This window comes from Mucilaginibacter sp. OK268, assembly GCF_900103125.1.
GTDB lineage: Bacteria > Bacteroidota > Bacteroidia > Sphingobacteriales > Sphingobacteriaceae > Mucilaginibacter.
In genome coordinates this window covers 986,641-1,007,812 of record NZ_FNJV01000001.1, presented here as the reverse complement: position 1 = coordinate 1,007,812, position 21,172 = coordinate 986,641, and the positions used below count along the sequence as shown (strand labels likewise).

Below are 21,172 nucleotides of genomic sequence, written 5' to 3'. Positions count from 1 at the left end.
TTTGGGATTGTGCATTGATGACTTGTGACATTACCAGGTTCATAAGCACAAGTCACCAACGCATCAGTAATCTCACAAGACTTGCGCCAAAGAAAAGGAGACTGTAATTTACCAACACGGAATGGCTTAATTTTATGGTTTACACTGTAAACCCACTTTTTATGAGTTTATAAACTTAATTAATTGATTATAAATTACTTAAATCAATGTAAACCATAAAAAGTGTAAACCATGTAAACCACTTTTTAAGAAATCCCGCATGTTCAAGGAGTCGTGCTATAGCTATTAACCTAAAGGAGATGGCATTTTTTGAAGACTTATTAAAATCCCAGCTCGCCATACTCTACTACTGCCGAGTCGCAGATGTAGGTTGGCACAATGCCTGTTGCATTGATGCGGTTGTCGGCATCCATCGCCTGGGTGTTACCGGAAAGTACCAGCACCGTATCCAGTCCGAATTTATTGCCACCCAGGATATCGGTTTGCAGGGTATCCCCTACCATCACAATATCCTTTTTGCTGATCGGCCCCTGATCGCGCAGCAAGTCGAAAGCAAACATGAACATTTGTGAATCGGGCTTGCCAAAACGGATAAATTCCTTGCCTACAATTTTTTCCACCATACTGGCCAAACCACCTATAGCTATGGATACATCATGTTTGGTTACCGGGTAGGCCTGATCAGTATTAGCTACAATTACTGGGATGGGGCGTTTGCGCAATATATTGACGGTCTTGTTCAGATCCTCAAACCAGTTAAAACCTTCGTCATCCAAAAACACCAGTGCATTTACCTTATCAATATTCGAGGCGTCGATCTGGCTTACCGGCAACGTATGCAAGCCAGAACTATCGATATAATGAGCAGAATCGGGCGTGCCCAGGTAGGCCACTATCCCATCATTCACTTTCAGATCAAGATAATCTTTGGTCAACATTCCCGAGGATATAATATGATCGGGGGTAATGGTATGCAATCCTTTAATCTGGTACGATTCGGCCAGTTGTGCGGGGCTGCGAGAGGCATCATTAGTAACTATATAATATTCCTTCTGCTGCTCTTCCAGGTAAGCAAATGTGCGCTCAATGCCAGGCAGCAAACCATTATAATTCTTCAGCACACCAAAAGCATCAAAAAAAACAACTTTATACCGGTCAATAATGGATTTAAAGTTATCTATTCTATTCATGCTTTATCTGTTTCCTAATGAAGTCGCAATATGCTTAAATATTACGCCAATGTCTACTTTAATTTTAATGCTTCAATAATTTTTTCGGCGTCAAAGTCCCTGTCTACCGATGGAAGATAAACATTAAATGCCTCGGCCTGCAATTTTTCGGCATATTGTTCGCTAAAAAAGTGCTTGCCATCCTTAATCACATAATTCAGGATAAAAAAACGGTAAGCTTCTTTCATAAACCTGATCTCATCAGCCGTAAGCGGGTTCACTTTGTGATACTCTTTCAGGAAAATGATAAAACGGTCTTCCATCATGGTATTGATCACATAGCTAAACACGGTACGATCGCCAATATCAGATACTACGCGGCTAAAAAAGTAAAAATCCAGCACACGGTAACTCATCCTGAACCAGTCGTAATCCCAGCGGGAGTACAGCTCCAGGTTAGGGGTGACAGAAAAATTGCCTATGTTCCAGTCAATAAATACCGGAATGATCTCGAACGAACTCATGTTATATTTAGAGCGGTTCTTGAGGAAGGTTTCGCAATGGTATTTCAAGAAATCTGCCTGCATAGCGGAGCCAAACTGTTTTTCATCAGTATTAAGCTGAGTCAATAGTGAGGATATGTCTGTACGCAGCGTTTTTGACGATTTGGGCAGTACATTTTTTACCCTCGAGCAAGCTTTGTGGAACTTACCTACCTGCTGACCCAGTTTCTTGATATGGTTTTCATCCAACCGGCGCGGCAGGCGCTGCAAAATACGCGTAGGATTATAAAAAACCACCCAGGCATCTGTTTTGCCATGTTTGTAATGATATATATAAACCCGGTTATTTTTTAACAGCGAACGGGCCAATAGATTCTCGAACGGATAAAGCAGGTTATTGGCCAGGGTCTGAATAATACGGTGATCCTCTTTAAAATGCTCAAACTTGCCAAAGTATGATAGCTTGGCAATAATGATATCATCGTCATCAAAAGTGATGCGATAAACGTGATTGGTTGATACCATGGCGCTGATATCTTCAATAAGCTTGATGGTTTTTGAAGCATCATACCCCTCCCACGCTTTTTTAACAATGACTGAATAGTCCATTTACATAATTTAGGCTACAAAGATTAAATAATATTGTGGAATAACGAACACCGAATGTTAAATATCGAAGTGTATTTCCTTCACCATTTTACATTCAACATTCGGTGTTCCATATTATTTAAATGATCTCAAAATACCTTTTCAACTCCCAGTCGGTTACGTGTTTTATGTACTGACGATGTTCCCACAGGCGGGTTTGTGTAAAGTGATCTACAAAGCCCTCGCCAAAAAGCTCTTTGGCTATGGATGAGTTTTGCATCATTACCGAAGCATCATGCAAATTGGCCGCCAGCACGCCATTCTTTTTATTCTGATAGCCGTTACCTATGGTTTGAGGTATATCCAGTTTGAGTTTGTTTTTGATACCATACAAACCAGAGGCCAGCGCAGCAGCCATAGCCAGGTAAGGATTGGTATCTGAACCTGGTATACGGGTTTCCAGGCGGGTATAAGCCGGTGTTGTGTTGATCACCCGTAGCGCTGTGGTACGGTTTTCTACACCCCAGGTAACTGTAGTTGGCGCCCAGGCCCCTTCAACCAGGCGTTTATAACTATTAATAGTTGGTGCATACATGGGCAGTATATGGGGTAAGCAATACAATTGCCCGGCGAGGTACTGTTTATGCAGATCGCTCATTTTATGTTCGTCGGCAGCATCATGAAACAGGTTATGGCTTTTATCTTTTGTCCATAAGCTTTGGTGTATATGACCACTGCAGCCGGGTAAATTTTCGTTCCATTTGGCCATGAACGATGCCATAATACCATGCTTATAGGCAATTTCTTTTACCGCTGTTTTAAATAAGGTTGCCTTATCGGCAGCGCTTAAAACCTCGTCATGTGCTATAGCAGCTTCGTATACCCCCGGACCGGTTTCGGTATGCAGGCCTTCAATGGGGATATTGAACTGAGTAAGCAGATTAAACAGATCGTAATAAAAATCACTGTTCTCTGATGTACGCAGGATAGAATAGCCGAACATACCCGGTGTAAGGGTATTGATATTGGTAAAGTTTTTATCGTTGATAGATTGCGGTGTTTCCCTGAAATTGAACCATTCAAACTCCTGGGCAAACTCGGCATGATAGCCCATATCCACACATTGTTTGGTAATATGTTTGAGTAGACTACGCGGACAGGCAGGAAGGTCGGTTCCTTTCGGGTCGCTGTAATCGGCTAGGAAAAAAGGGATATTATCCTGCCAGGGAACATTACGCAAGGTAGAAAGATCTATGCGGCAAAGCTTATCTGGGTAGCCGGTATGCCAGCCGGTAAGCTGTACATTATCATAACAAACATCGCTGCTATCCCAGCCAAAAACCACATCGCAAAAGCCATAGCCACTTTGCAAACCGTCAATAAATTTTTTAGGATGAATTACTTTACCCCGCAAAATGCCATCGATATCGGCGAAAGCGAATTTTATCTTCTGTATTTTATTTTCTTCAATATATGCTTTGATCTGTTCCTCGTTCATGATATAATTGTAAAGGCAGGTTACCTTAGCAAGATAACCATTAATGATGTAAACATAAAAAAATGCCCTGTGTGTTTACATAATTTCATACGAATTTGCCCTTACCTTTGTTTGCAGCATGAAAGCTATTTGTCCGCATTTATTTGTTTACGGTACCCTGCTTGATAATGGGAATAGCTATGGAGCGTATCTGCAGCAACATTGCACCCTGCTACAAGCCGGCAAGTTTAGAGGAAAGCTTTATGATATAGGAGAATATCCCGGATCCATTGTCGACGAAAATAACGCTCAGTACGTACATGGCAGCATTTACCTGATGGATGAACCCGAAAAAACACTGAAGGTTATTGACGATTATGAAGGTTTTGGCGATGATCAGGAGCAGCCCAATCTATTTATACGGATATTAACCAGTATTGAAACATTTGACGGCCCGATTGAGTGTTGGGCTTATGTTTACAATTTGCCGGTTGATGGTTTGTTGTGGATAGAATCGGGAAGGTATATAAAGTAACACATCAAACCGCGTCATTGCGAGGCACGAAGCAATCTCTATGCTATACAGAGTGACTCTGTAAGTCGGGGATTGCTTCGTGCCTCGCAATGACGCGTGGAGAAGTATAACAATCCGAGTTGGGTTGGTACTCGCTTACAATCATCCTCTTTCATTTTTTCACTGCCCAGATATAGGCTCGCGTGGTTTTGAATTCCGCATCTTCATGCGGACGCCTTTCTATCGCTTCAACTATATTAAAACCAGTTTCATCAAGTAAGGCTACGATGTCATCTGTTTTAAAGAAATATAGATCAATATCCACCTCTTTGTCATGGGCTTTGGCAAAATGCATTATTTCATCCCCTGCGTGAAAGGCCAGTAAAAAATCGCCCCCTGCCCTTAATACTCTGTTTATTTCTTCAAAACATTTTCTAACCTGATCGATGGTAAAATGTACTATTGCATAAAATGCAAGTACACTTCCAAGATATCCTGGCGAGTAATCGATGTTTAATAAGTCCCCGGTTTCAAATTTAATTTGAGGGGAAAGCTGGCGGGCAGCGTTGATCATCGCCGGCGACAGATCAATGCCTACAATGTCTTTTAAGCCATTGTCATACAGAAATCTTGTTGTTTGTCCAGGTCCGCAGCCAAAGTCGGCACATAATCCTTTGTCTTTATTTACAGCTGCAAATTCCTTCAATAACAAGGTGTCCAAATGCTTTTTGGAGAGTTCGCCCCAACGCTCTGCCGCATAGTCGTCGGCCACTGTATTGTAACAGTTTAATATTTTTTCCTGTGAATTCATTTTATTCCTGGTTTTCTAATACTAATCTGATTAATTTATAAGTCGTTGATGTCCTTTGCTACCAAATTAAGATTATGCGCCGAGAAAATTGGCAATAAAATCTCCACAAAAAAAATCCCCCGGCTTTTTGAGCCGGGGGAAGAAGTTAAAGTATATAAAGGGGATTAAACTTTCGCAGTTTTTACTGTTTTGATAATCACCGCAGCTACTTTGTATGGATCGGCAGCTGAGTTAGGACGACGATCTTCCAGGTAACCGCTCCAGTTGTGATCAACTGCATAAAGCGGGATACGGATAGAAGCACCACGATCAGATACACCATAGCTAAAGTCATGTATAGAAGCAGTTTCGTGCTTGCCGGTTAAGCGCTGATCGTTATCGGCACCATAAACAGCGATACATTCTTTTACTGCAGGACGGAACGCTTCGCAAACTGCTTCAAACTTGGCTTTGCTGTTTGCTGTACGTAATAATGTATTGGAGAAGTTGGCGTGCATACCAGAACCATTCCAGTCTAATTGACCTAATGGTTTGCAATGCCAGTTGATAGCAACACCATAGCTTTCGCCAATTCTTTCTAACAGATAACGGGCAACCCAGATCTGGTCACCAGCTTCTTTAGCGCCTTTAGCGAAGATCTGGAATTCCCATTGACCTGCTGCTACTTCGGCATTAATACCTTCAACATTTAAACCGGCTTCTAAACAAGCATCTAAGTGCTCTTCAACAATTTCGCGTCCGTAAGCATTGTTTGCACCTACTGAACAATAGTAAGGGCCTTGTGGAGCTGGGTAACCACCTGCCGGGAAACCAAGAGGTTTGTCGGTTTTAGGATCCCATAAAAAGTATTCCTGCTCAAAACCAAACCAGAAATCATTATCATCATCTTGTATAAGTGCACGACCGTTTGACTCGTGTGGTTTACCAGTTGAATCCAATACTTCGCACATTACCAGGTAAGCATCTTTTCTTTGTGGATCAGGAACTGTAAAAACCGGTTTCAGGATACAATCTGAAGAACCACCAGGTGCCTGTTCGGTTGATGAACCATCAAAGCTCCAGTTTTCCAGATCTTCTACTTTACCGCTAAAGCTTTTAACAATTTTTGTTTTGCTGCGCAGGCTTTGTGTTGGTTTGTACCCATCAAGCCAAATGTACTCGAGTTTAGTTGCCATTTTTAAGTTAATTTGTAAAATTGTGGTTCTAATTATAGTTTTTCTGTTAATCTGACTAATTATTAAGGCGAATTTAAATTATTTTTATAAAATTCATTATAAAATTGTTAAATTTTTATAATTTTTTTCAACAAACATCATTTTTATAGTGAAAATACGTAAAAATCAGGAGTTCAAAAATCCATTTTATCATTTTCGCATTTTCAAGCACCAAAACCAATCCTTTTTTATTAAAAATGCAAAATCTCAAAATATGAGGATATTTTGAGGCTTGATTTTTACTATTTAGAGTACAAATGGCAAAAAAACGTCTGTTAAATTTTAATCACTTAATTTTTTCGATACGTTTTTCAAAGCCTTATCTAATTGTTCGGCAGAGTATTGCAGATAATCTTTTGTTTTTAAGAGCTCATTGCCCTTATTATCTTTATCGTTCATAAGGTCAAGCAAACCCAATATATTTGACAAGTGATTGCGAACCTCGTGCGAGTTGATAGTGGCCAACTCCTGTTTCTGGGCAGCATACAATAACTTTTCATAACGCCGTTTTTGTCTGTTGGAGCGATAAAAAATAGCGATTACAATTACCAGCAAAAATGTGAACATTAAAATAAACAGGAGTCTTAACCGCTCTTTTTTATATGCCAGTAAATTTTCGTAATACAAGCTTTGCACATCGTTAATTTTCATTTGCGACGATACATTACCTACCTGGGTAAGGTTATTGATATGTTGTTTTGATTGTTGCAGTGCTAATTTAAAGTTATCTGCAGCCAGTTTATTATCATTTTTAATTTGTGCTATTTCACCAAGCATTTCATATAACTGAAATTTCATTTCAGGAAGATTTACCAATGATGGCCGTGCCAGTAATTTGTTAACCACATACGCCGCGGAATCAATTTGCCCATTACCGAAATAAGCATTGGCCAGGTACTGCTCATCCATATCACCTTTTACATATGAACTATCTTTTAATAAAACATTGATGGTTTGTATAGCACTTTTATAATTATGCTTTAACAAAAGCAGATAATAACCTGTACGTTTTACAGAGGTATATAATTTATATGTTTTATCAGCAAGTGAACGTAGTTTATGATGATAGGTATTTAAAGAATCGTAATTGCTGGTTCTAAAAAAGTTTTCGGCTTTGTTATCACTGATGAGTCTTAAAACGATCAAACGACGCACCTTATATCTGTCACAGATGCCCTGGGCCTTATCCAGATAAAATAACGACTGGCTGTATAAGCCGCTCTTGTAATATATATCAGAAATATTCACATATAACAGAGCCTCTAAAGCAGGATTATTTAACTTTTTCACCTCATTCTGAGCTAACCCATAGCTGTAAATGGCACCCATAGCATCACCTTCGCCAGTTTGTACAAATGCAAACTGGCTAAAAAGTGTATATAACAAAAAGTGATCAGATTTTTTCTGAGCCAGTTCAATGCCTTTTAAAAGCGTCTTTTTAGCTTCATCGAATTTCAGGAACCGTCTTTGTGCAATACTTTCTATCAAAAACACAATCTCCTGCCTGTTTTCAATATTATAGCCTGAAATTACTTTGATTATAGAATCTTTTTTAGCTTTCAGTTTTGGTACCGGAATATCATTCAGGTTTGTTTTGATATAGGTTACCAACTTTTGATCACGAACATCTTTATCACTTAGCCTGATAAAGTTTAAAAGGCTGTCTTTTTCAATATTAGTCTGCGAAAAAGCTGTGCTAAAGCAGCCGATCAATAGAAGCAACAAACCCAGGCGTAGCATTTTTAACATGCAAGCATATTTTTATATAAATTTACGCTTGCTTATGGCAAAAGCAAATTAATATTCCGGTGAAATATTAACTATCAAACTTTTCAAGCTGTTTTAAAAGCGTTTCAAAGTCTTTAGGATAAGGGGCATGTATTGTAACCTCTGTTTCGGGATTTATTTTAAAGGTAACTTCGTAAGCATGCAAGGCAAAACGTTTCATGATAGGGAGTTCTTCCTGATCTTTACCCAAATGGTATTTACGTTTTATTTTTGACAGAAAAACCGGCTCACCTTTATACATTTCATCACCCGCTATAGATGCTCTTTGGGTAGCCAGGTGTATGCGGATCTGATGCATACGACCGGTAACAGGCCGACATTCTACCAGGGTATAATGTTTAAAGTATTTCAATGACTGAAACCAGGTTTCGGCTCTTTTACCCTCCTGCCGACTTATGGTCACGTTACCTTTACCCACGTTTAAAATAGGCAGATCAACCAGCAAATTATCAAAAGTATGGGTGCCATCAATAATGGCATGATAAACCTTTTTAACCTGGCGCTTTTCAAATTGCATAGATACAAAACGATAAGCTTCGGGATTTTTGGCTATAATAAGCGCTCCTGAAGTTTCTTTATCCAGGCGGTGACATATCTGTGCATCTTCTGAATAAACTTTAGCCAGACGCAGTAAATTAATCTCACCGCCTTCGCGTTCATCCAGCGAACTTAGGAAAGGCGGCTTGTTTACCACAATCACGTCATCATTCTCAAACAATATCAGGTCGGCAAATTTCGGAAACTTCATACTCTAAATATAGCCGGCAAAAATACGGTTTATAATTTAAACAGCAGTGAGGGATGTTGATCATAAAACCACCTTTGTTAATTCGCTGTAAAACAAAGGTTAATGATAATGGTTAAATACTTCAATTAACACATATCTATCTAAAACAGCAATCATGAGTAACAAAGCAACAAAACCCGAAGAGAAAGGATTTTTTGAAAAGGTTAAAGAAACAATTGAAGAGTTTTGGGACAGCACAAAAGAAAAAGCCGAAGAACTAAAAGATAAAGCCGAAGACAAAATAGATGCCCTAAAAGAAAAAGCTGCTACTGAAAAAGCAATTGTGGCTAAAAAAACCACAGCAACTAAAGCCGCCGTTGCTAAAAAAGCCGACAGCGCATCTGCTAAAGTAAAAACAGTTGCCGCAGATGTAAAAGCCAAAGCCGATACAAAAGCGAAAGCTGTAACAGCAAAAGCTAAAGACGAAATCGCCACAGTAAAAAAGGTACCGACTGATGTTAAAGCCAAAGCAACCGCAAAAGCTAAAGAAGTTACCAGCGCTGCAAAAACTAAAGCTACTGATGCTAAAAAAGCAGCGGCCACAAAAACAGCCAAAGTAGCTACGGTAGTAAAGAAAAAGGCCAATGCAGCTAAGTAAAACTTTATTACAGATTTTGATAAAGCGGTGGGGTTAATACTCCACCGCTTTTTTATGCTGCAGATGTAGCCTGCGGTTGAAATTATATCAAATTACTACCTACAATTTAGTGAATAGATTGTAAAATAAATTTTAACTTTAATTGTAAATACCTAAATAAATCAATCATTCATAATTTAAGGAAAACATCATGAGCACTACACCGAACGAACCAGAAGAAGAAAAAGGTTTTTTTGATAAGATCAAAGAATCTGCAGGAGAACTATGGGAAAACACAAAGGATAAAGTTGAAGAGGAAATAGATGAATTAAAAGAAAAAGCCTCCGACTTTACCGGCGATAAAATAAAAGGCGTGGTTGACGATTTAGAAGCCAAGGCAGGCGATAAATTGAAAGACATTACCGGCAAATTCACCGGCTAAAAAGTTAAAATCACTTCACAAAAAAAGCGACGGGAGATGACCCTATCGCTTTTTTTATTTTATTAGTGCGTATTATTTAAGCTTCAAACTTATATCCTACACCTTTAACGGTGGCTACACAATCATCGCCTAATTTTTCGCGCAGTTTGCGGATGTGTACATCGATGGTACGGTTGGTAACCACTACGGAGTCTTCCCAGATATTTTTTAGGATCACTTCACGGGTATATACTTTACCTGGTTTTGAGGCCAGCAGATAAAGCAATTCGAATTCTTTTTTGGCTAAAACTACCTTAACCCCATCTTTATAAACCAAATATGCTTCGCGATCGATAACCAGGTTACCAATTTCCAATTTGTTATCAGGGGTGTCTTCTGCAGGGGCATTGCGGCGCAGAATGGCATTTATACGGCTTACCAAAGCACGAGGCTTTATTGGTTTGGCTATATAATCATCGGCACCTACGTTAAAACCAGCGATTTCAGAATATTCTTCGCTACGGGCGGTTAAAAACACCATAAAGGTATTTTTAAACTCAGGCATGGTACGCATAATGCGGCAAGCCTCGATGCCATCCATTTTCGGCATCATGATATCCAGTACGATAAGATCAGGCAGTGATTTTTTTGCTTCAGCAACGGCTTCCTGTCCGTTACGGGCCAAAAACACCTGATAACCTTCTTTTTTTAGATTATATTCGATCAGCTCTAAAATATCCGGTTCATCATCAACAATAAGTATTTTCTGTTTTGAGGAGTTGCTCATGGCACGTTAAATTTTTTGTATAAAAGTATACGCTTTACAAAAGCTAAAAGTTAAGCCAATATTAACAAATTGTTAAAGGTTACCTTATATTAACGATTTATTGAGGCTTACTAAATGTTTTGTTTAAAAAAGCTTCAAGATCGGCTCCTGTAATGTTCTTTGCCACTATATTTCCCTGAGGATCAATGATAAAATTTGAAGGTATGGCTTCAATATGATAAAGCGTTTCTGTTGGACCTTCAAATCCTTTCAGATCTGATCCATGTGCCCAGGTTAGTTTATCATCATCTATAGCTTTTTTCCAGGCTCCGGTCTCTTTATCTAATGATATACCCAGAATATTAAACCCTTTTGATTTAAAGGCATTGTATTGCTTTACCACATTAGGATTTTCCTGGCGACATGGCATACACCACGAAGCCCAAAAATCTATCATTACATATTTGCCTTTATAGTCAGATAGTTTTACAGGCTTGCCATCAATACCACCGGTTGTAAAATCAGGCGCTTTATGGCCAATAGAAACAGGTTTTACCTTTTCCATTTGTTTAATGTATTGCTGTACACCCGGGTTATCCTGGAAACTGCCTTTGATCTCATCGGCGTAAGCCACCAATTGTGGTTCGTATTTAAACACATCTAATGAAGTAGCGGCATAAAAGCCAGCCAGGGATTTTTTATTATCGTTCACGAATTTGAGTACGGCGGTACCGTAGTCGGCCATATTTTTTTGGAATATGGGCATATATACCTTGAGTAGCGAGTCTGATTGTTTACCTAGGGCTTGTGATTTCTCCTGGTATTCGGCAACCACCTTGTTGTTTTTTTCGCCGTAAAAATTGCTGATCTTGTTAAATTCCTTGATCTTGTCAGAATCATCAGATCCGGTGATCACATAAGAGTGGGTATTATCTTTCAGATCCGTACTGAAATCGATATCGTCACCATTTTTCGCGATCAGGTCATAAACAGCATCGCCTACCCGCAGTTTATACAGGTTGGCATACAGCGTTTGGTGTTTGAACTGAAATTTACCGTTTTCGCTTAAGGTGGTCGAGTCGATCATTTTTACCTGCGAACTGTCTGCTTCTAACAGGAAAACCATTTTCAGGGCCGCTGGGTTCTTGATAGCTCCCGAAATAGTAAATGATGTTTTATCCTTACATGAAAACAGGAAAATAGTTAGTAAAAATATGCCTGATGCAATAATGCGGTTTTTCATTTTTATTTTGATTCTAATTCTTTTATCAACAGCTGGTTTGTTTTCTGCGGATCGATCTTGCCTTTGGAGCTCTTCATGATCTCACCCATAAACAAGCCTAAAACGCCCTTTTTCCCTTTCTGGTATTCTTTAACCTTATCTGGATATTTGGCAATGGCATCGCGTATAAAACGGCTTACATCATCGGTATCAGCGCTGATCAACAGGTTAAGTTCCTTAGCCAGATCATCAGGTGTTTTACCCGGTTCTTTGATCATGGCAGGGAATAATTTGTGCGAAGCTACAGAATTATTTATCACGCCACTGTCAACAAGTTTGATCAAACCGGCCAGATGCCTGGGTGTAACGCCAAAGTTACTGATGGTAACATCGTGATCATTTAAATACGATTTCACAGCACCCATGATCCAGTTGGCAGCGGCTTTATAATGGTCGGTATGTTTGGTCAATTCTTCGAAATATAAAGCCAGGTCACGCTCGGCTGTTATTACCGAAGCGTCATACGCAGAAAGACCGAGTTCTTCGATATATTTATGATACAACTGGTTTGGCAACGCGGGTAAACTTTTCCGAATGCTTTCCAGGTATTCTTCTGTTAGTCTTAATGGCGGCAGATCGGGTTCCGGGAAATAGCGGTAATCATTCGCCATTTCCTTTGAGCGTAAAACCGATGTTTCGCCGGTATCTGCATTAAAATTCAATGTATTTTGATCTATACGGCCACCATTCTCTATGATATCTACCTGGCGGGCAAACTCATGTTCAATAGCGCGCTGAACGTTACGTATGGAGTTCAGGTTTTTTACTTCACAACGGTTACCATATTCGGTTGCGCCGTGCAGCCTAACCGAAATGTTAGCATCGCAGCGCATGCTGCCTTCTTCCATATTACCATCGCAAATATCCAGATAACGAAGTATTTTACGGGTTTCGGTCAAAAACTGACCGGCCTCCTCAGCGCTACGGATATCAGGCTGTGTCACAATCTCGATCAATGGTACACCTGCCCGGTTCAAATCGATCAGTGAATCGGCATGGTGCTGGTCATGCATACTTTTACCGGCATCCTCTTCCATATGGATATGGTGGATGGCGATATCTTTTTGTTTACCCTCGGCTAATCTTATGGGCACATATCCACCCAAACAAACCGGTGCCTGATCCTGTGTGATCTGGTAGCCTTTGGGTAAATCGGCATAAAAATAGTTTTTACGGGCGAAGCTGTTGTTTAAATTGATGGTACAATTACAGGCAAGGCCCATTTTTACGGCATACTCCACCGCTCTTTTATTCAGGAACGGCAGCGTGCCGGGATGCCCCAATGATACGGCACTGATGTGGTGATTAGGTTCGGCACCAAAGGCGGCAGAATCGGCCGAAAATGCCTTACTTAAAGTGGATAACTGGGCATGTACCTCGAGGCCTACAACCAACTCGTACTTGTCACTTATCCCGTTTGCGAGAACTGTCATAAAATAAAACTTCAGCTATAATTTTACTGATTGTAAGGTCAAATATATAAAAGTTAATACAGTATAATCACTATTTAACTATTAAACAACGCATAAAATTTATATTAAAGCAGCACTTATAGCTATAATGAGTTTAACCATCCAAGTAAAACTATTGATTTTGTATAGTTTAAACGGACTACCTGATAGTTGTGGTTTTATTTAAGCGTTTAGTTATCCATGGGAGGTCGTTGAAAAAATATTTTAATGCTTTTAAACCTTTTGAATTTTGGCTCGTCTATCCATACAAATAAGCATTTATATCCCCAATATATATTAACAATTAAAAGACCGTCTATTACGCGGTCTTTTTTTTGTGGGTGATTTTCAGGCATGAGACGCATGTGATGCATCTCTACGTTTATTTCTTTTGTAGAGACACATTACATGTGTCTCCTTAATATTATTATCCAATAAAGCTTTTAGCCTTGGCCAAAGCAGCATCCAATCCGCTGGCATCACTGCCGCCTGCGGTTGCAAAGAATGGCTGACCACCGCCACCGCCTTTGATCTCTTTGGCCAGTTCGCGTACAATATTACCGGCGTTCAAGCCTTTTTCTTTTACCAGGTTTTCGGCTATCATTACCGTCAGACTTGGTTTACCGTCAAAATCGGCAGCCAGCACCAGGAACAGATCAGTTACGATATCTTTTAGCTGGTAAGCCAGGTTTTTAACCGCTTCGGCATTGGGTAGGGCTACTTTTTGAGCGATAAAATTGATACCATTGATGGCTTCCACCTTTTGTGCCAGCTCATTTTTTAAGCCTGATGATTTTTCCAGGATCGATTTTTCGATCTCTTTTTTCAGTTTAGCGTTCTCATCCAACAGACTCTCTACACTTTTGGCCAGGTCCTTGGGATTTTTGAGCAGCTCTTTTAACTGATCTATCAGCTGGTTTTGATTGGTGATATATACCTCGGCAGCAACCCCGGTGATGGCCTCAATACGGCGTACCCCGGCAGCTACAGCACTTTCGGCCACAATTTTAAAGAAACCTATCTGGCCGGTAGCTTTTACATGCGTACCCCCGCAAAGCTCTTTACTAAATTCATCATCGAAAGTGATCACACGTACATACTCACCATATTTTTCGCCAAACAGGGCAGTTACGCCGCTGGTGATGGCTTCGGCATATAATACGCTGCGTTCTTCTTTCAGCGGGATATTCTCGCGTACCTTTTGGTTCACAATAGCTTCTATCTGGGCCAGTTCCTCGTCGGTTACTTTGGCGAAATGTGAAAAATCGAAACGCAGGTAATCTGCATTCACCAATGAGCCTTTTTGGTTCACGTGACTTCCTAATACCTGTTTCATGGCGGCATGCAGCAGGTGCGTAGCCGAGTGGTTACTGTTGGTTTGATTGCGCAGGGCAGGATCAACAATAGCGGTTAAAGCATCATCTATATCCTCGGGCAGCTTATCTACAAAATGTACGATCAGACCATTCTCTTTTTTGGTATCTGTTACATTGATGATCTCACCATCAGGGAAAACCAATTCACCCCTATCACCTACCTGGCCGCCGCTTTCGGCGTAGAAAGGTGTTTTATCCAGCACGATCTGGTATTGCTCTTTTCCCTTAGCGGTTACCTTGCGATATTTCACCACATGGGCAATGGTTTCGGTTTCATCATAACCGGTAAACTCAACGCTATCATTGTCTCTTAGAACAACCCAATCTCCGGTATCAATGGCAGTTGCCGCACGGGAGCGGGATTTTTGTTCTTGGAGCGCTTTTTCAAAGCCGTCAATATCAACAGTCCAACCTTTTTCACGAGCCATAAGCTCGGTTAAGTCGATAGGAAATCCGTATGTATCTGATAATTCAAATGCAAATTTACCAGCTATCATTTTCTTTCGTCTCTCTTCACTGTACTCATTTACATCATCAAACGATTTATTCAGCTCCGACATTGATGTTGTCTCACGAATTGCTTCGTAATCCCAAGTGTAATTGTTAAATCTGTTAATGCCTTTTTCTAATGTTTTTAAGAATGACGACTCTTCCTCCAACACCACTTTTTGCACAAAATCCTTCTGAGCATAAAGGTTATCAAATACCCCCTTAAACTGTTCAGCTAATAAGGGCACCAATTGATTAAAGAATGGCTCTTTGAAACCTAAAGTTTGATAGCTATAACGTACAGCTCTACGTAAGATCCTACGGATCACATAACCTGCCTTATTACTGGCTGGTAACTGTCCATCGGCAATGGCAAAACTGATAGCACGGATGTGATCGGCCAGTACGCGCATGGCTACGGCTTCATTCCAATCGGCATCGCCGGGTTTGGCTTTGCGGTTATAGGTTTTGCCGCTTTTTGCAGCGATAAACTGGATCATCGGCTGGAAAACATCCGTATCGTAATTGGAGCTTTTGCCTTGCAGTACGCGCACCAAACGTTCGAAGCCCATACCGGTATCCACATGTTTGGCTGGTAACGGCTGCAATGCACCGCCTTTTAAGCGGTTAAATTGCATGAATACATCATTCCAGATCTCGATTACCTGGTCATGGTCGGCATTTACCAGGGTTGCTCCACTTACCTCGGCGCGCTCGTTATCCGGGCGACTGTCAAAGTGAACTTCGGAACATGGACCGCATGGACCGGTTTCGCCCATTTCCCAGAAATTATCTTTTTTATTGCCGGGGAGGATGTGATCTTCAGCAACCAGGGCTTTCCATAAGTCGTAGGTTTCGGTATCTTTTTCCAGTCCTTCCTTTTCGTCACCTTCAAAATAGGTTACGTACAGGCGGTCTTTAGGCAATTTATAAACTTCGGTGAGCAGCTCCCAGCTCCAGGCGATGGCTTCTTTTTTAAAATAGTCGCCAAAGCTCCAGTTGCCCAGCATCTCGAACATGGTATGGTGATAGGTATCAATACCTACCTCTTCCAGGTCGTTATGTTTGCCAGATACACGCAGGCAGCGTTGCGTGTCGGCTACGCGGGGCGCTTTGGCGGGTGCTTCGCCTAAAAATATATCTTTAAACTGGTTCATCCCCGCGTTGGTGAACATGAGGGTGGGATCGTTTTTTATTACAATAGGTGCAGAAGGCACAATGATATGCCCTTTGGAAACAAAAAAATCAAGAAAAGCCTGTCGTATTTCGGTAGCTGTCATTTATAATTGCTTTATTATCAAAACCGGTATAGTGTGCAAAAGTGTGAATTTTTGTACAGATGTATATTATATTTTACAACCGTGTAAAAAATTTTGTACAGATGCGTTTTATTTATTGCAAAATATGGCTGTCATGCTGAGCCTGTCGAAGCATGGTGGGTGGGCCTCTCCGCACGAGTCTTCGACAAGCTCAGACTGACACTCCCCGCTCTTCCAAAAAACTTTTTAAACCTTAAATTTTAACACTTTTCTGCTCAAAAAGAGGCTAAAAACAGCTAAAAAGCACTCAAAAAAACCTCATTTTAACACTTTTTAACAAATTTTAACGTGTTTTTAGCGTGTTTTTAAAACTTTAAAAAGTATTAATTTATTGACTGTCAAATAACTATATGTAAAACGGTCTATTTTGGGGCCCTTTTATCTCTTAACAAAACAGCCCGGTTATCCTTTCTGATCAGGATAACCGGGCTGTTGTATATACAAATATAAGCAATATCGGACAGAATATCTACTCCAATACGACTGGTTTACTTTAATGAACTCAGATCCAATTTCTTTAAAAAGTCCTGTAGTTCTGAAAGACTGTAGCCTTCGCCTTGCAAAGTAATGGCATAGCGATCATTGTGTATAAACTTAAGGGAAGAGCTTACACTGGAGGCGCTTTTAGTGTCTTCTGTAGAATAACGCACACCATCTATCTCGATGTTTTTGCTGATAGTACCGTTTGACTCTGATTCGGTTTGCATACTTAGTCCCATGGCCAATAAACTAACCACAGCGCTGCCCGATTCGCCGGCGCCATCTAAAATACTCACATGGATAGTTTTGTTATCTTCTTTGGCATATTCCGCATCCGCAGCAACAATATCGGCCACGGTGCCGCCCGCGCTATAGCTTTTTCTTTTGAAATCGCCCACATTCTCGGGTACCACCGCTTTCAGCTCCTCTGTAGTTGCCGGTGTAAGTTTTTTAAGTTTCTCTGTCTGGTCTTTCAGTTTCTCGCCTGACTTTGCCAATTTATCCAGATTGCTGGCGCCTTCTACTAATTTACCAAGGCCTGATTTTTCTTCATTTTCTTTTTTGGAGGAATTGCCACAGGATGTCAGCGCGAAAAGCAGTGCTACGGCTAAAATTGTTTTGTTTAACATATAGATAAGATTTAAAATGTGTTGCCAAACATAATAAATTACTAATAATTAGTATATAAAATTTTGACTCTGCCGCTATTTTGCGTATTTCCCGCAAGTCTTGCACTTGAGGATAATGCGGATGGCCGACTTGTGCTTTTCACGACTTATATTTTTACGAAATCGCAAATCCAAAATAAAATTTATCTTTGCGTATGCCTTATAAAGACCGCGAAATAAGCAAAATGTATTACACCATGGGCGAAGTATCGGCCATGTTTGATGTGAACCAATCGCTTATCCGTTTCTATGAGAAAGAATTTGATGTGTTGCAACCCAAAAAAAATAAAAAAGGCAACCGTTATTTTACCCCCGAGGACATCGAGAATTTCAAGATCATCTTTCACCTTATCCGCGATAAAGGTTACACGCTCAATGGCGCCAAAGAACATCTGAAGCATAATATGAGCGATACTAAAGAGAACCAGCGCGTGATCGATTCGCTCGAAAACATCAAAAAATTCCTGCTCGAAGTTAGGGACCAATTATAAGAGAGGCAAGAATCAAGAGACAAGAATCAAGACTTGGGAACAACGTTTATCGAACCTCAAATCTCTACAAGAAATCTTTATTTTATGGTTGCTTGATTTTTTTCTTCTATCTTGACTCCTGACTCTTAATTCTTGACTCTTATCCATCGTGAATCATAAAGGCGAAATCCCGGTTATTATTCTGCTTATACCTTTTTTATTGGGATTGGCCACAGGGATCCAGTTTTTGTCGGCTGTTTATTTGCCTGCCCTAACCATTGCTTTTATCAGTCTCGCTATCGTATTTGTTGTGCTGAATTTAAACTACCAACGGTTGGTTATTTACAAAACCCGCTGGATTGGCGGCCTGTTGATGGGTCTTATTTTATTTTCGGCCGGATGGATCAGCGTGATCAGTTATAACGAACTGAATAACCGGCAGCATTTTTCAAAAATACAGTCACAATACCTGGCGGTAAGTATCAATAACGAGCCCCAGTTTAAAAACGGACTGGTGCGGTTTACGGCTACCGTTCGTCAAAGCATCAACCACCGGCAAACCGCAGATGTCAGGGGCACCTTACTGCTGACCCTGAAGGACAGCGATGCCATTGCCCTGCAATATGGCGATGAACTGCTGGTACCCGCCACCCACACCCCTATCGACCCACCTTTTAACCCGGCTGAGTTTAATTATAAAAAATACCTGGCCCATCAGAATATCTATTACCAGGTATTTTTATTTCCGGGACAGTACAAACTGTTAAAGCATGATACAGGCAATCCCTTTATTGCCTATGCTTTAAAACTGCGGCAACAAATGGTGGTGCTTTTTAAACAGAAGCTCCATGATCCAAACGCTATAGCTGTAGCCTCTACCCTCATACTGGGTTACAAAGCCGACCTCAGTAATGATGTTTTGCAGGCTTACTCCAAAACAGGCACTATCCATGTATTATCGGTATCGGGAGCGCATGTGGCCATTATTTATCTGTTAATGCAGTGGATGCTGGGCTTTCTAAACCGTTATAAATATGGCAGGCTTTTAAAAATGACAATCATGATCATGCTGATAGGCTATTACGCCATGTTAACGGGTTTTTCGCCGGCAGTTTGCCGGGCCGCGGTTATGATCAGTATGGTCATTATCGGTAATACCTTTGTTAGGCATATTAATATGCTCAACATCCTGGCGATATCGGCCCTGTTACTGCTGCTATACGATCCATTTTTTATAACGGATGTGGGTTTCCAGCTCTCCTATTTGTCGGTAGCAGGGTTGATCGTGCTGCAGCCGGTGGTATATCAATGGTTCAAATTCAAAAACAAATGGGCCGATAAACTTTGGGCGCTGTGTTCGGTATCCATAGCCGCGCAAGTGATCACTTTTCCCTTAAGCGCTTACTATTTTCACCAGTTCCCGGTTTACTTTTTGCTGAGCAACCTACTCATCATCATCCCTACCATGGTTATTATGTATAGCGGCATAGCCTACCTGCTGCTGGCCTGGGTACCCTGGCTGTCGACCACGCTGGCCTGGGTGTTGGAGAAGTCAATTCTCCTGATGAATAAAGCGTTAAGCATTATTGAACACGCTCCCTTTGCCAGCATTAATAAAATATGGTTTACTACGGCTGAGTACCTGCTTACCTATACTTTGATCATTAGCCTGTTTTATTTTTTATATGATAAAAAATCATGGTTGCTCAAATTGAGCATGGCCTGCCTGTTCTTGTTATGCCTAAGTATCAGCATAAAAAGATACCATGCAGATAATAGCAGCTCTGTGGCTTTTTTGAACCTCCGCAAAAACACCGGCATCATATTTAAAAGTGGCGACAAAGCTGTTGTACTCACCAACCTGGCCGATACCGATAAAAACTACAAATATGCTGTACAACCCTACCTGGATAGCTGCAAAATAAGCCATGCCGAATTATATACCCTTAACCAGGGTATCAGCAAAAGTTATCTGAAAAAACAAGGAGGTTTTATCCAGTTCAACAATAAAAAGATTATGGTGTTTGACAAGCAAATACTCTCGTTACAGTTACCCCAAAAACTAAAAACCGATTATTTGTATATCACCGGCAACCCATACGCCGATCTAAACACCATCAACAAGAATTATGATTATCAAACACTTGTAATTGATGGCAGCAATAGCACTAAGCTTATTGAGCTGCTTGAACAACAAGCGAAGGAAAAGCATATAAATTATAGCGTATTAAAGCGTAACATTTCGTTAATTGCCGTATCTAACTGAAAAAATTAAACCAAACACTAATAAATTTGTCTTTTAATCAAAAACAGGTAAATTGGTATAAATCAAACAAAAACTATGAATATTAAATTTTTTAATGTTGCCCTGGGCCTGGCTCTTACCGCAACAGCCATGAGCGCCAGCGCGCAGAAAAAATACACTGAAGGTACTGTTAACTTTACTACCAATATGAGGGGTCAGGAAGTTAATGCGAAAGGGTATTTCCGTGCCGACTCAAACGCGTTCACATTTACTACAGGTCCTGCTACTATAAAAATATTAACCGATGTAAGCGGAAAATCAATGGCTATATTGGTTGACGTTCCCGTTGCCAGCATTAAAAAAGCGGCTATCGCCACGCCTGATGAAGTAGATCAGGCTATGGCAGATATGCCAACTTTTACTTTCGCGCCATCAACCGAAGCTAAACAGATTTCGGGTTTTAATTGCAAAAAAGTAGTAGCTACGGATTCAAAAACTAAAAAGACCTATGATATCTGGATCACCAACGATGTGGTTGTTCCGATAACTGGTATTGCCAAATATTACAGGGAAATAGGCGGCTTCCCGGTACAATATACTTCATTTAGCCAGGGTCAAAGCACTGATGTTACTGTTAAGAGTATTGTTGACGAGAAAGCTCCTGCGGGCACATTCGGCATTCCGGCAGATTTCGAAAAAATATCTCTGGATGATTTGAAAGCCATGAGCGGCGGCAGATAAAAATTAGTATCAAGTAGTTAGTATCAAGTATCAAGC

The 21,172-nt window shown here is 40.5% G+C and carries 18 protein-coding genes; 6 read left to right on the top strand and 12 right to left on the bottom strand.

All coding sequences use genetic code 11. From position 1 onward, the window contains the following. Nucleotides 1-320 precede the first annotated feature (320 nt). The 3 genes from BLR84_RS04195 to BLR84_RS04185 all read right to left on the bottom strand — a co-directional run bounded on the left by BLR84_RS04195 (nucleotide 321) and on the right by BLR84_RS04185 (nucleotide 3,758). Complete coding sequence (locus BLR84_RS04195) at nucleotides 321-1,190, bottom strand: HAD-IIA family hydrolase (RefSeq protein WP_090464745.1); 870 nt, start codon at nucleotides 1,188-1,190, stop codon at nucleotides 321-323. Between the two features lie 53 nt (nucleotides 1,191-1,243). Then, on the bottom strand, nucleotides 1,244-2,281 hold the full coding sequence (locus tag BLR84_RS04190) for a hypothetical protein (RefSeq protein ID WP_090464742.1): 1,038 nt from the start codon (nucleotides 2,279-2,281) through the stop codon (nucleotides 1,244-1,246). A gap of 118 nt (nucleotides 2,282-2,399) precedes the next feature. Further along, complete coding sequence (locus tag BLR84_RS04185) at nucleotides 2,400-3,758, bottom strand: glutamine synthetase family protein (protein ID WP_090464739.1); 1,359 nt, start codon at nucleotides 3,756-3,758, stop codon at nucleotides 2,400-2,402. 118 nt (nucleotides 3,759-3,876) lie between these two features. Between BLR84_RS04185 and BLR84_RS04180 the strand changes: the two genes are divergently transcribed. After that, on the top strand, nucleotides 3,877-4,272 hold the full coding sequence (locus tag BLR84_RS04180; RefSeq protein ID WP_090464736.1) for a gamma-glutamylcyclotransferase family protein: 396 nt from the start codon (nucleotides 3,877-3,879) through the stop codon (nucleotides 4,270-4,272). A gap of 151 nt (nucleotides 4,273-4,423) precedes the next feature. On the opposite strand, the gene BLR84_RS04175 is transcribed toward BLR84_RS04180, so the two are convergent. From BLR84_RS04175 to BLR84_RS04160, 4 genes are all read right to left on the bottom strand, one after another. Then, nucleotides 4,424-5,062 carry a class I SAM-dependent methyltransferase gene (locus tag BLR84_RS04175; RefSeq protein ID WP_090464733.1) on the bottom strand — a complete coding sequence of 213 codons (639 nt, stop codon included), beginning with the start codon at nucleotides 5,060-5,062 and terminating at the stop codon, nucleotides 4,424-4,426. Nucleotides 5,063-5,226: 164 nt separating this feature from the next. After that, complete coding sequence (locus BLR84_RS04170) at nucleotides 5,227-6,237, bottom strand: glutamine synthetase beta-grasp domain-containing protein (protein ID WP_090464730.1); 1,011 nt, start codon at nucleotides 6,235-6,237, stop codon at nucleotides 5,227-5,229. 321 nt (nucleotides 6,238-6,558) lie between these two features. Then, entirely contained in the window at nucleotides 6,559-8,025 is a 1,467-nt protein-coding gene (locus BLR84_RS04165) for a hypothetical protein (protein ID WP_090464727.1), read from the bottom strand. Nucleotides 8,026-8,092: 67 nt separating this feature from the next. Next, nucleotides 8,093-8,812: an RluA family pseudouridine synthase gene (locus BLR84_RS04160; RefSeq protein ID WP_090464724.1), complete on the bottom strand. Its 720-nt coding sequence runs from the start codon at nucleotides 8,810-8,812 to the stop codon at nucleotides 8,093-8,095. 154 nt (nucleotides 8,813-8,966) lie between these two features. Between BLR84_RS04160 and BLR84_RS04155 the strand changes: the two genes are divergently transcribed. Next, on the top strand, nucleotides 8,967-9,449 hold the full coding sequence (locus BLR84_RS04155) for a hypothetical protein (RefSeq protein WP_090464720.1): 483 nt from the start codon (nucleotides 8,967-8,969) through the stop codon (nucleotides 9,447-9,449). A 190-nt stretch (nucleotides 9,450-9,639) separates the two neighbouring features. Further along, nucleotides 9,640-9,870, top strand: coding sequence for a hypothetical protein (locus BLR84_RS04150; protein WP_090464717.1), 231 nt, complete (start codon nucleotides 9,640-9,642; stop codon nucleotides 9,868-9,870). Nucleotides 9,871-9,946: 76 nt separating this feature from the next. On the opposite strand, the gene BLR84_RS04145 is transcribed toward BLR84_RS04150, so the two are convergent. The 5 genes from BLR84_RS04145 to BLR84_RS04125 form a co-directional block, all read right to left on the bottom strand. Then, nucleotides 9,947-10,636 (bottom strand): response regulator transcription factor, encoded by a 690-nt coding sequence (locus tag BLR84_RS04145; protein ID WP_076373414.1) that lies wholly within the window; start codon nucleotides 10,634-10,636, stop codon nucleotides 9,947-9,949. Nucleotides 10,637-10,733: 97 nt separating this feature from the next. Then, nucleotides 10,734-11,858 carry a TlpA disulfide reductase family protein gene (locus BLR84_RS04140; RefSeq protein WP_090464714.1) on the bottom strand — a complete coding sequence of 375 codons (1,125 nt, stop codon included), beginning with the start codon at nucleotides 11,856-11,858 and terminating at the stop codon, nucleotides 10,734-10,736. A gap of 2 nt (nucleotides 11,859-11,860) precedes the next feature. Beyond that, a complete protein-coding gene (gene gatB, locus BLR84_RS04135) occupies nucleotides 11,861-13,330 on the bottom strand; it encodes an Asp-tRNA(Asn)/Glu-tRNA(Gln) amidotransferase subunit GatB (RefSeq protein WP_090464712.1) in 1,470 nt (489 codons plus the stop codon). 445 nt (nucleotides 13,331-13,775) lie between these two features. Then, a complete protein-coding gene (alaS, locus tag BLR84_RS04130; RefSeq protein ID WP_090464709.1) occupies nucleotides 13,776-16,493 on the bottom strand; it encodes an alanine--tRNA ligase in 2,718 nt (905 codons plus the stop codon). A 527-nt stretch (nucleotides 16,494-17,020) separates the two neighbouring features. Further along, on the bottom strand, nucleotides 17,021-17,641 hold the full coding sequence (locus BLR84_RS04125) for a hypothetical protein (protein ID WP_090464706.1): 621 nt from the start codon (nucleotides 17,639-17,641) through the stop codon (nucleotides 17,021-17,023). 194 nt (nucleotides 17,642-17,835) lie between these two features. On the opposite strand from BLR84_RS04125, the gene BLR84_RS04120 reads away from it, so the two are divergent. The 3 genes from BLR84_RS04120 (at nucleotide 17,836) to BLR84_RS04110 (ending at nucleotide 21,136) form a co-directional block, all read left to right on the top strand. Next, entirely contained in the window at nucleotides 17,836-18,171 is a 336-nt protein-coding gene (locus BLR84_RS04120) for a MerR family transcriptional regulator (protein WP_090464704.1), read from the top strand. 148 nt (nucleotides 18,172-18,319) lie between these two features. After that, nucleotides 18,320-20,416, top strand: coding sequence for a ComEC/Rec2 family competence protein (locus tag BLR84_RS04115; RefSeq protein ID WP_090464701.1), 2,097 nt, complete (start codon nucleotides 18,320-18,322; stop codon nucleotides 20,414-20,416). Nucleotides 20,417-20,491: 75 nt separating this feature from the next. Beyond that, a complete protein-coding gene (locus BLR84_RS04110) occupies nucleotides 20,492-21,136 on the top strand; it encodes a DUF4412 domain-containing protein (RefSeq protein WP_090464698.1) in 645 nt (214 codons plus the stop codon). Nucleotides 21,137-21,172: the final 36 nt, after the last annotated feature.

Bases quoted from the DNA above. Each gene is read 5' to 3' on its own strand.
- BLR84_RS04195 (WP_090464745.1), bottom strand. From the start codon at position 1,190: ATGAATAGAATAGATAACTTTAAATCCATTATTGACCGGTATAAAGTT.
- BLR84_RS04190 (WP_090464742.1), bottom strand. From the start codon at position 2,281: ATGGACTATTCAGTCATTGTTAAAAAAGCGTGGGAGGGGTATGATGCT.
- BLR84_RS04185 (WP_090464739.1), bottom strand. From the start codon at position 3,758: ATGAACGAGGAACAGATCAAAGCATATATTGAAGAAAATAAAATACAG.
- BLR84_RS04180 (WP_090464736.1), top strand. From the start codon at position 3,877: ATGAAAGCTATTTGTCCGCATTTATTTGTTTACGGTACCCTGCTTGAT.
- BLR84_RS04175 (WP_090464733.1), bottom strand. From the start codon at position 5,062: ATGAATTCACAGGAAAAAATATTAAACTGTTACAATACAGTGGCCGAC.
- BLR84_RS04170 (WP_090464730.1), bottom strand. From the start codon at position 6,237: ATGGCAACTAAACTCGAGTACATTTGGCTTGATGGGTACAAACCAACA.
- BLR84_RS04165 (WP_090464727.1), bottom strand. From the start codon at position 8,025: ATGTTAAAAATGCTACGCCTGGGTTTGTTGCTTCTATTGATCGGCTGC.
- BLR84_RS04160 (WP_090464724.1), bottom strand. From the start codon at position 8,812: ATGAAGTTTCCGAAATTTGCCGACCTGATATTGTTTGAGAATGATGAC.
- BLR84_RS04155 (WP_090464720.1), top strand. From the start codon at position 8,967: ATGAGTAACAAAGCAACAAAACCCGAAGAGAAAGGATTTTTTGAAAAG.
- BLR84_RS04150 (WP_090464717.1), top strand. From the start codon at position 9,640: ATGAGCACTACACCGAACGAACCAGAAGAAGAAAAAGGTTTTTTTGAT.
- BLR84_RS04145 (WP_076373414.1), bottom strand. From the start codon at position 10,636: ATGAGCAACTCCTCAAAACAGAAAATACTTATTGTTGATGATGAACCG.
- BLR84_RS04140 (WP_090464714.1), bottom strand. From the start codon at position 11,858: ATGAAAAACCGCATTATTGCATCAGGCATATTTTTACTAACTATTTTC.
- gatB (WP_090464712.1), bottom strand. From the start codon at position 13,330: ATGACAGTTCTCGCAAACGGGATAAGTGACAAGTACGAGTTGGTTGTA.
- alaS (WP_090464709.1), bottom strand. From the start codon at position 16,493: ATGACAGCTACCGAAATACGACAGGCTTTTCTTGATTTTTTTGTTTCC.
- BLR84_RS04125 (WP_090464706.1), bottom strand. From the start codon at position 17,641: ATGTTAAACAAAACAATTTTAGCCGTAGCACTGCTTTTCGCGCTGACA.
- BLR84_RS04120 (WP_090464704.1), top strand. From the start codon at position 17,836: ATGCCTTATAAAGACCGCGAAATAAGCAAAATGTATTACACCATGGGC.
- BLR84_RS04110 (WP_090464698.1), top strand. From the start codon at position 20,492: ATGAATATTAAATTTTTTAATGTTGCCCTGGGCCTGGCTCTTACCGCA.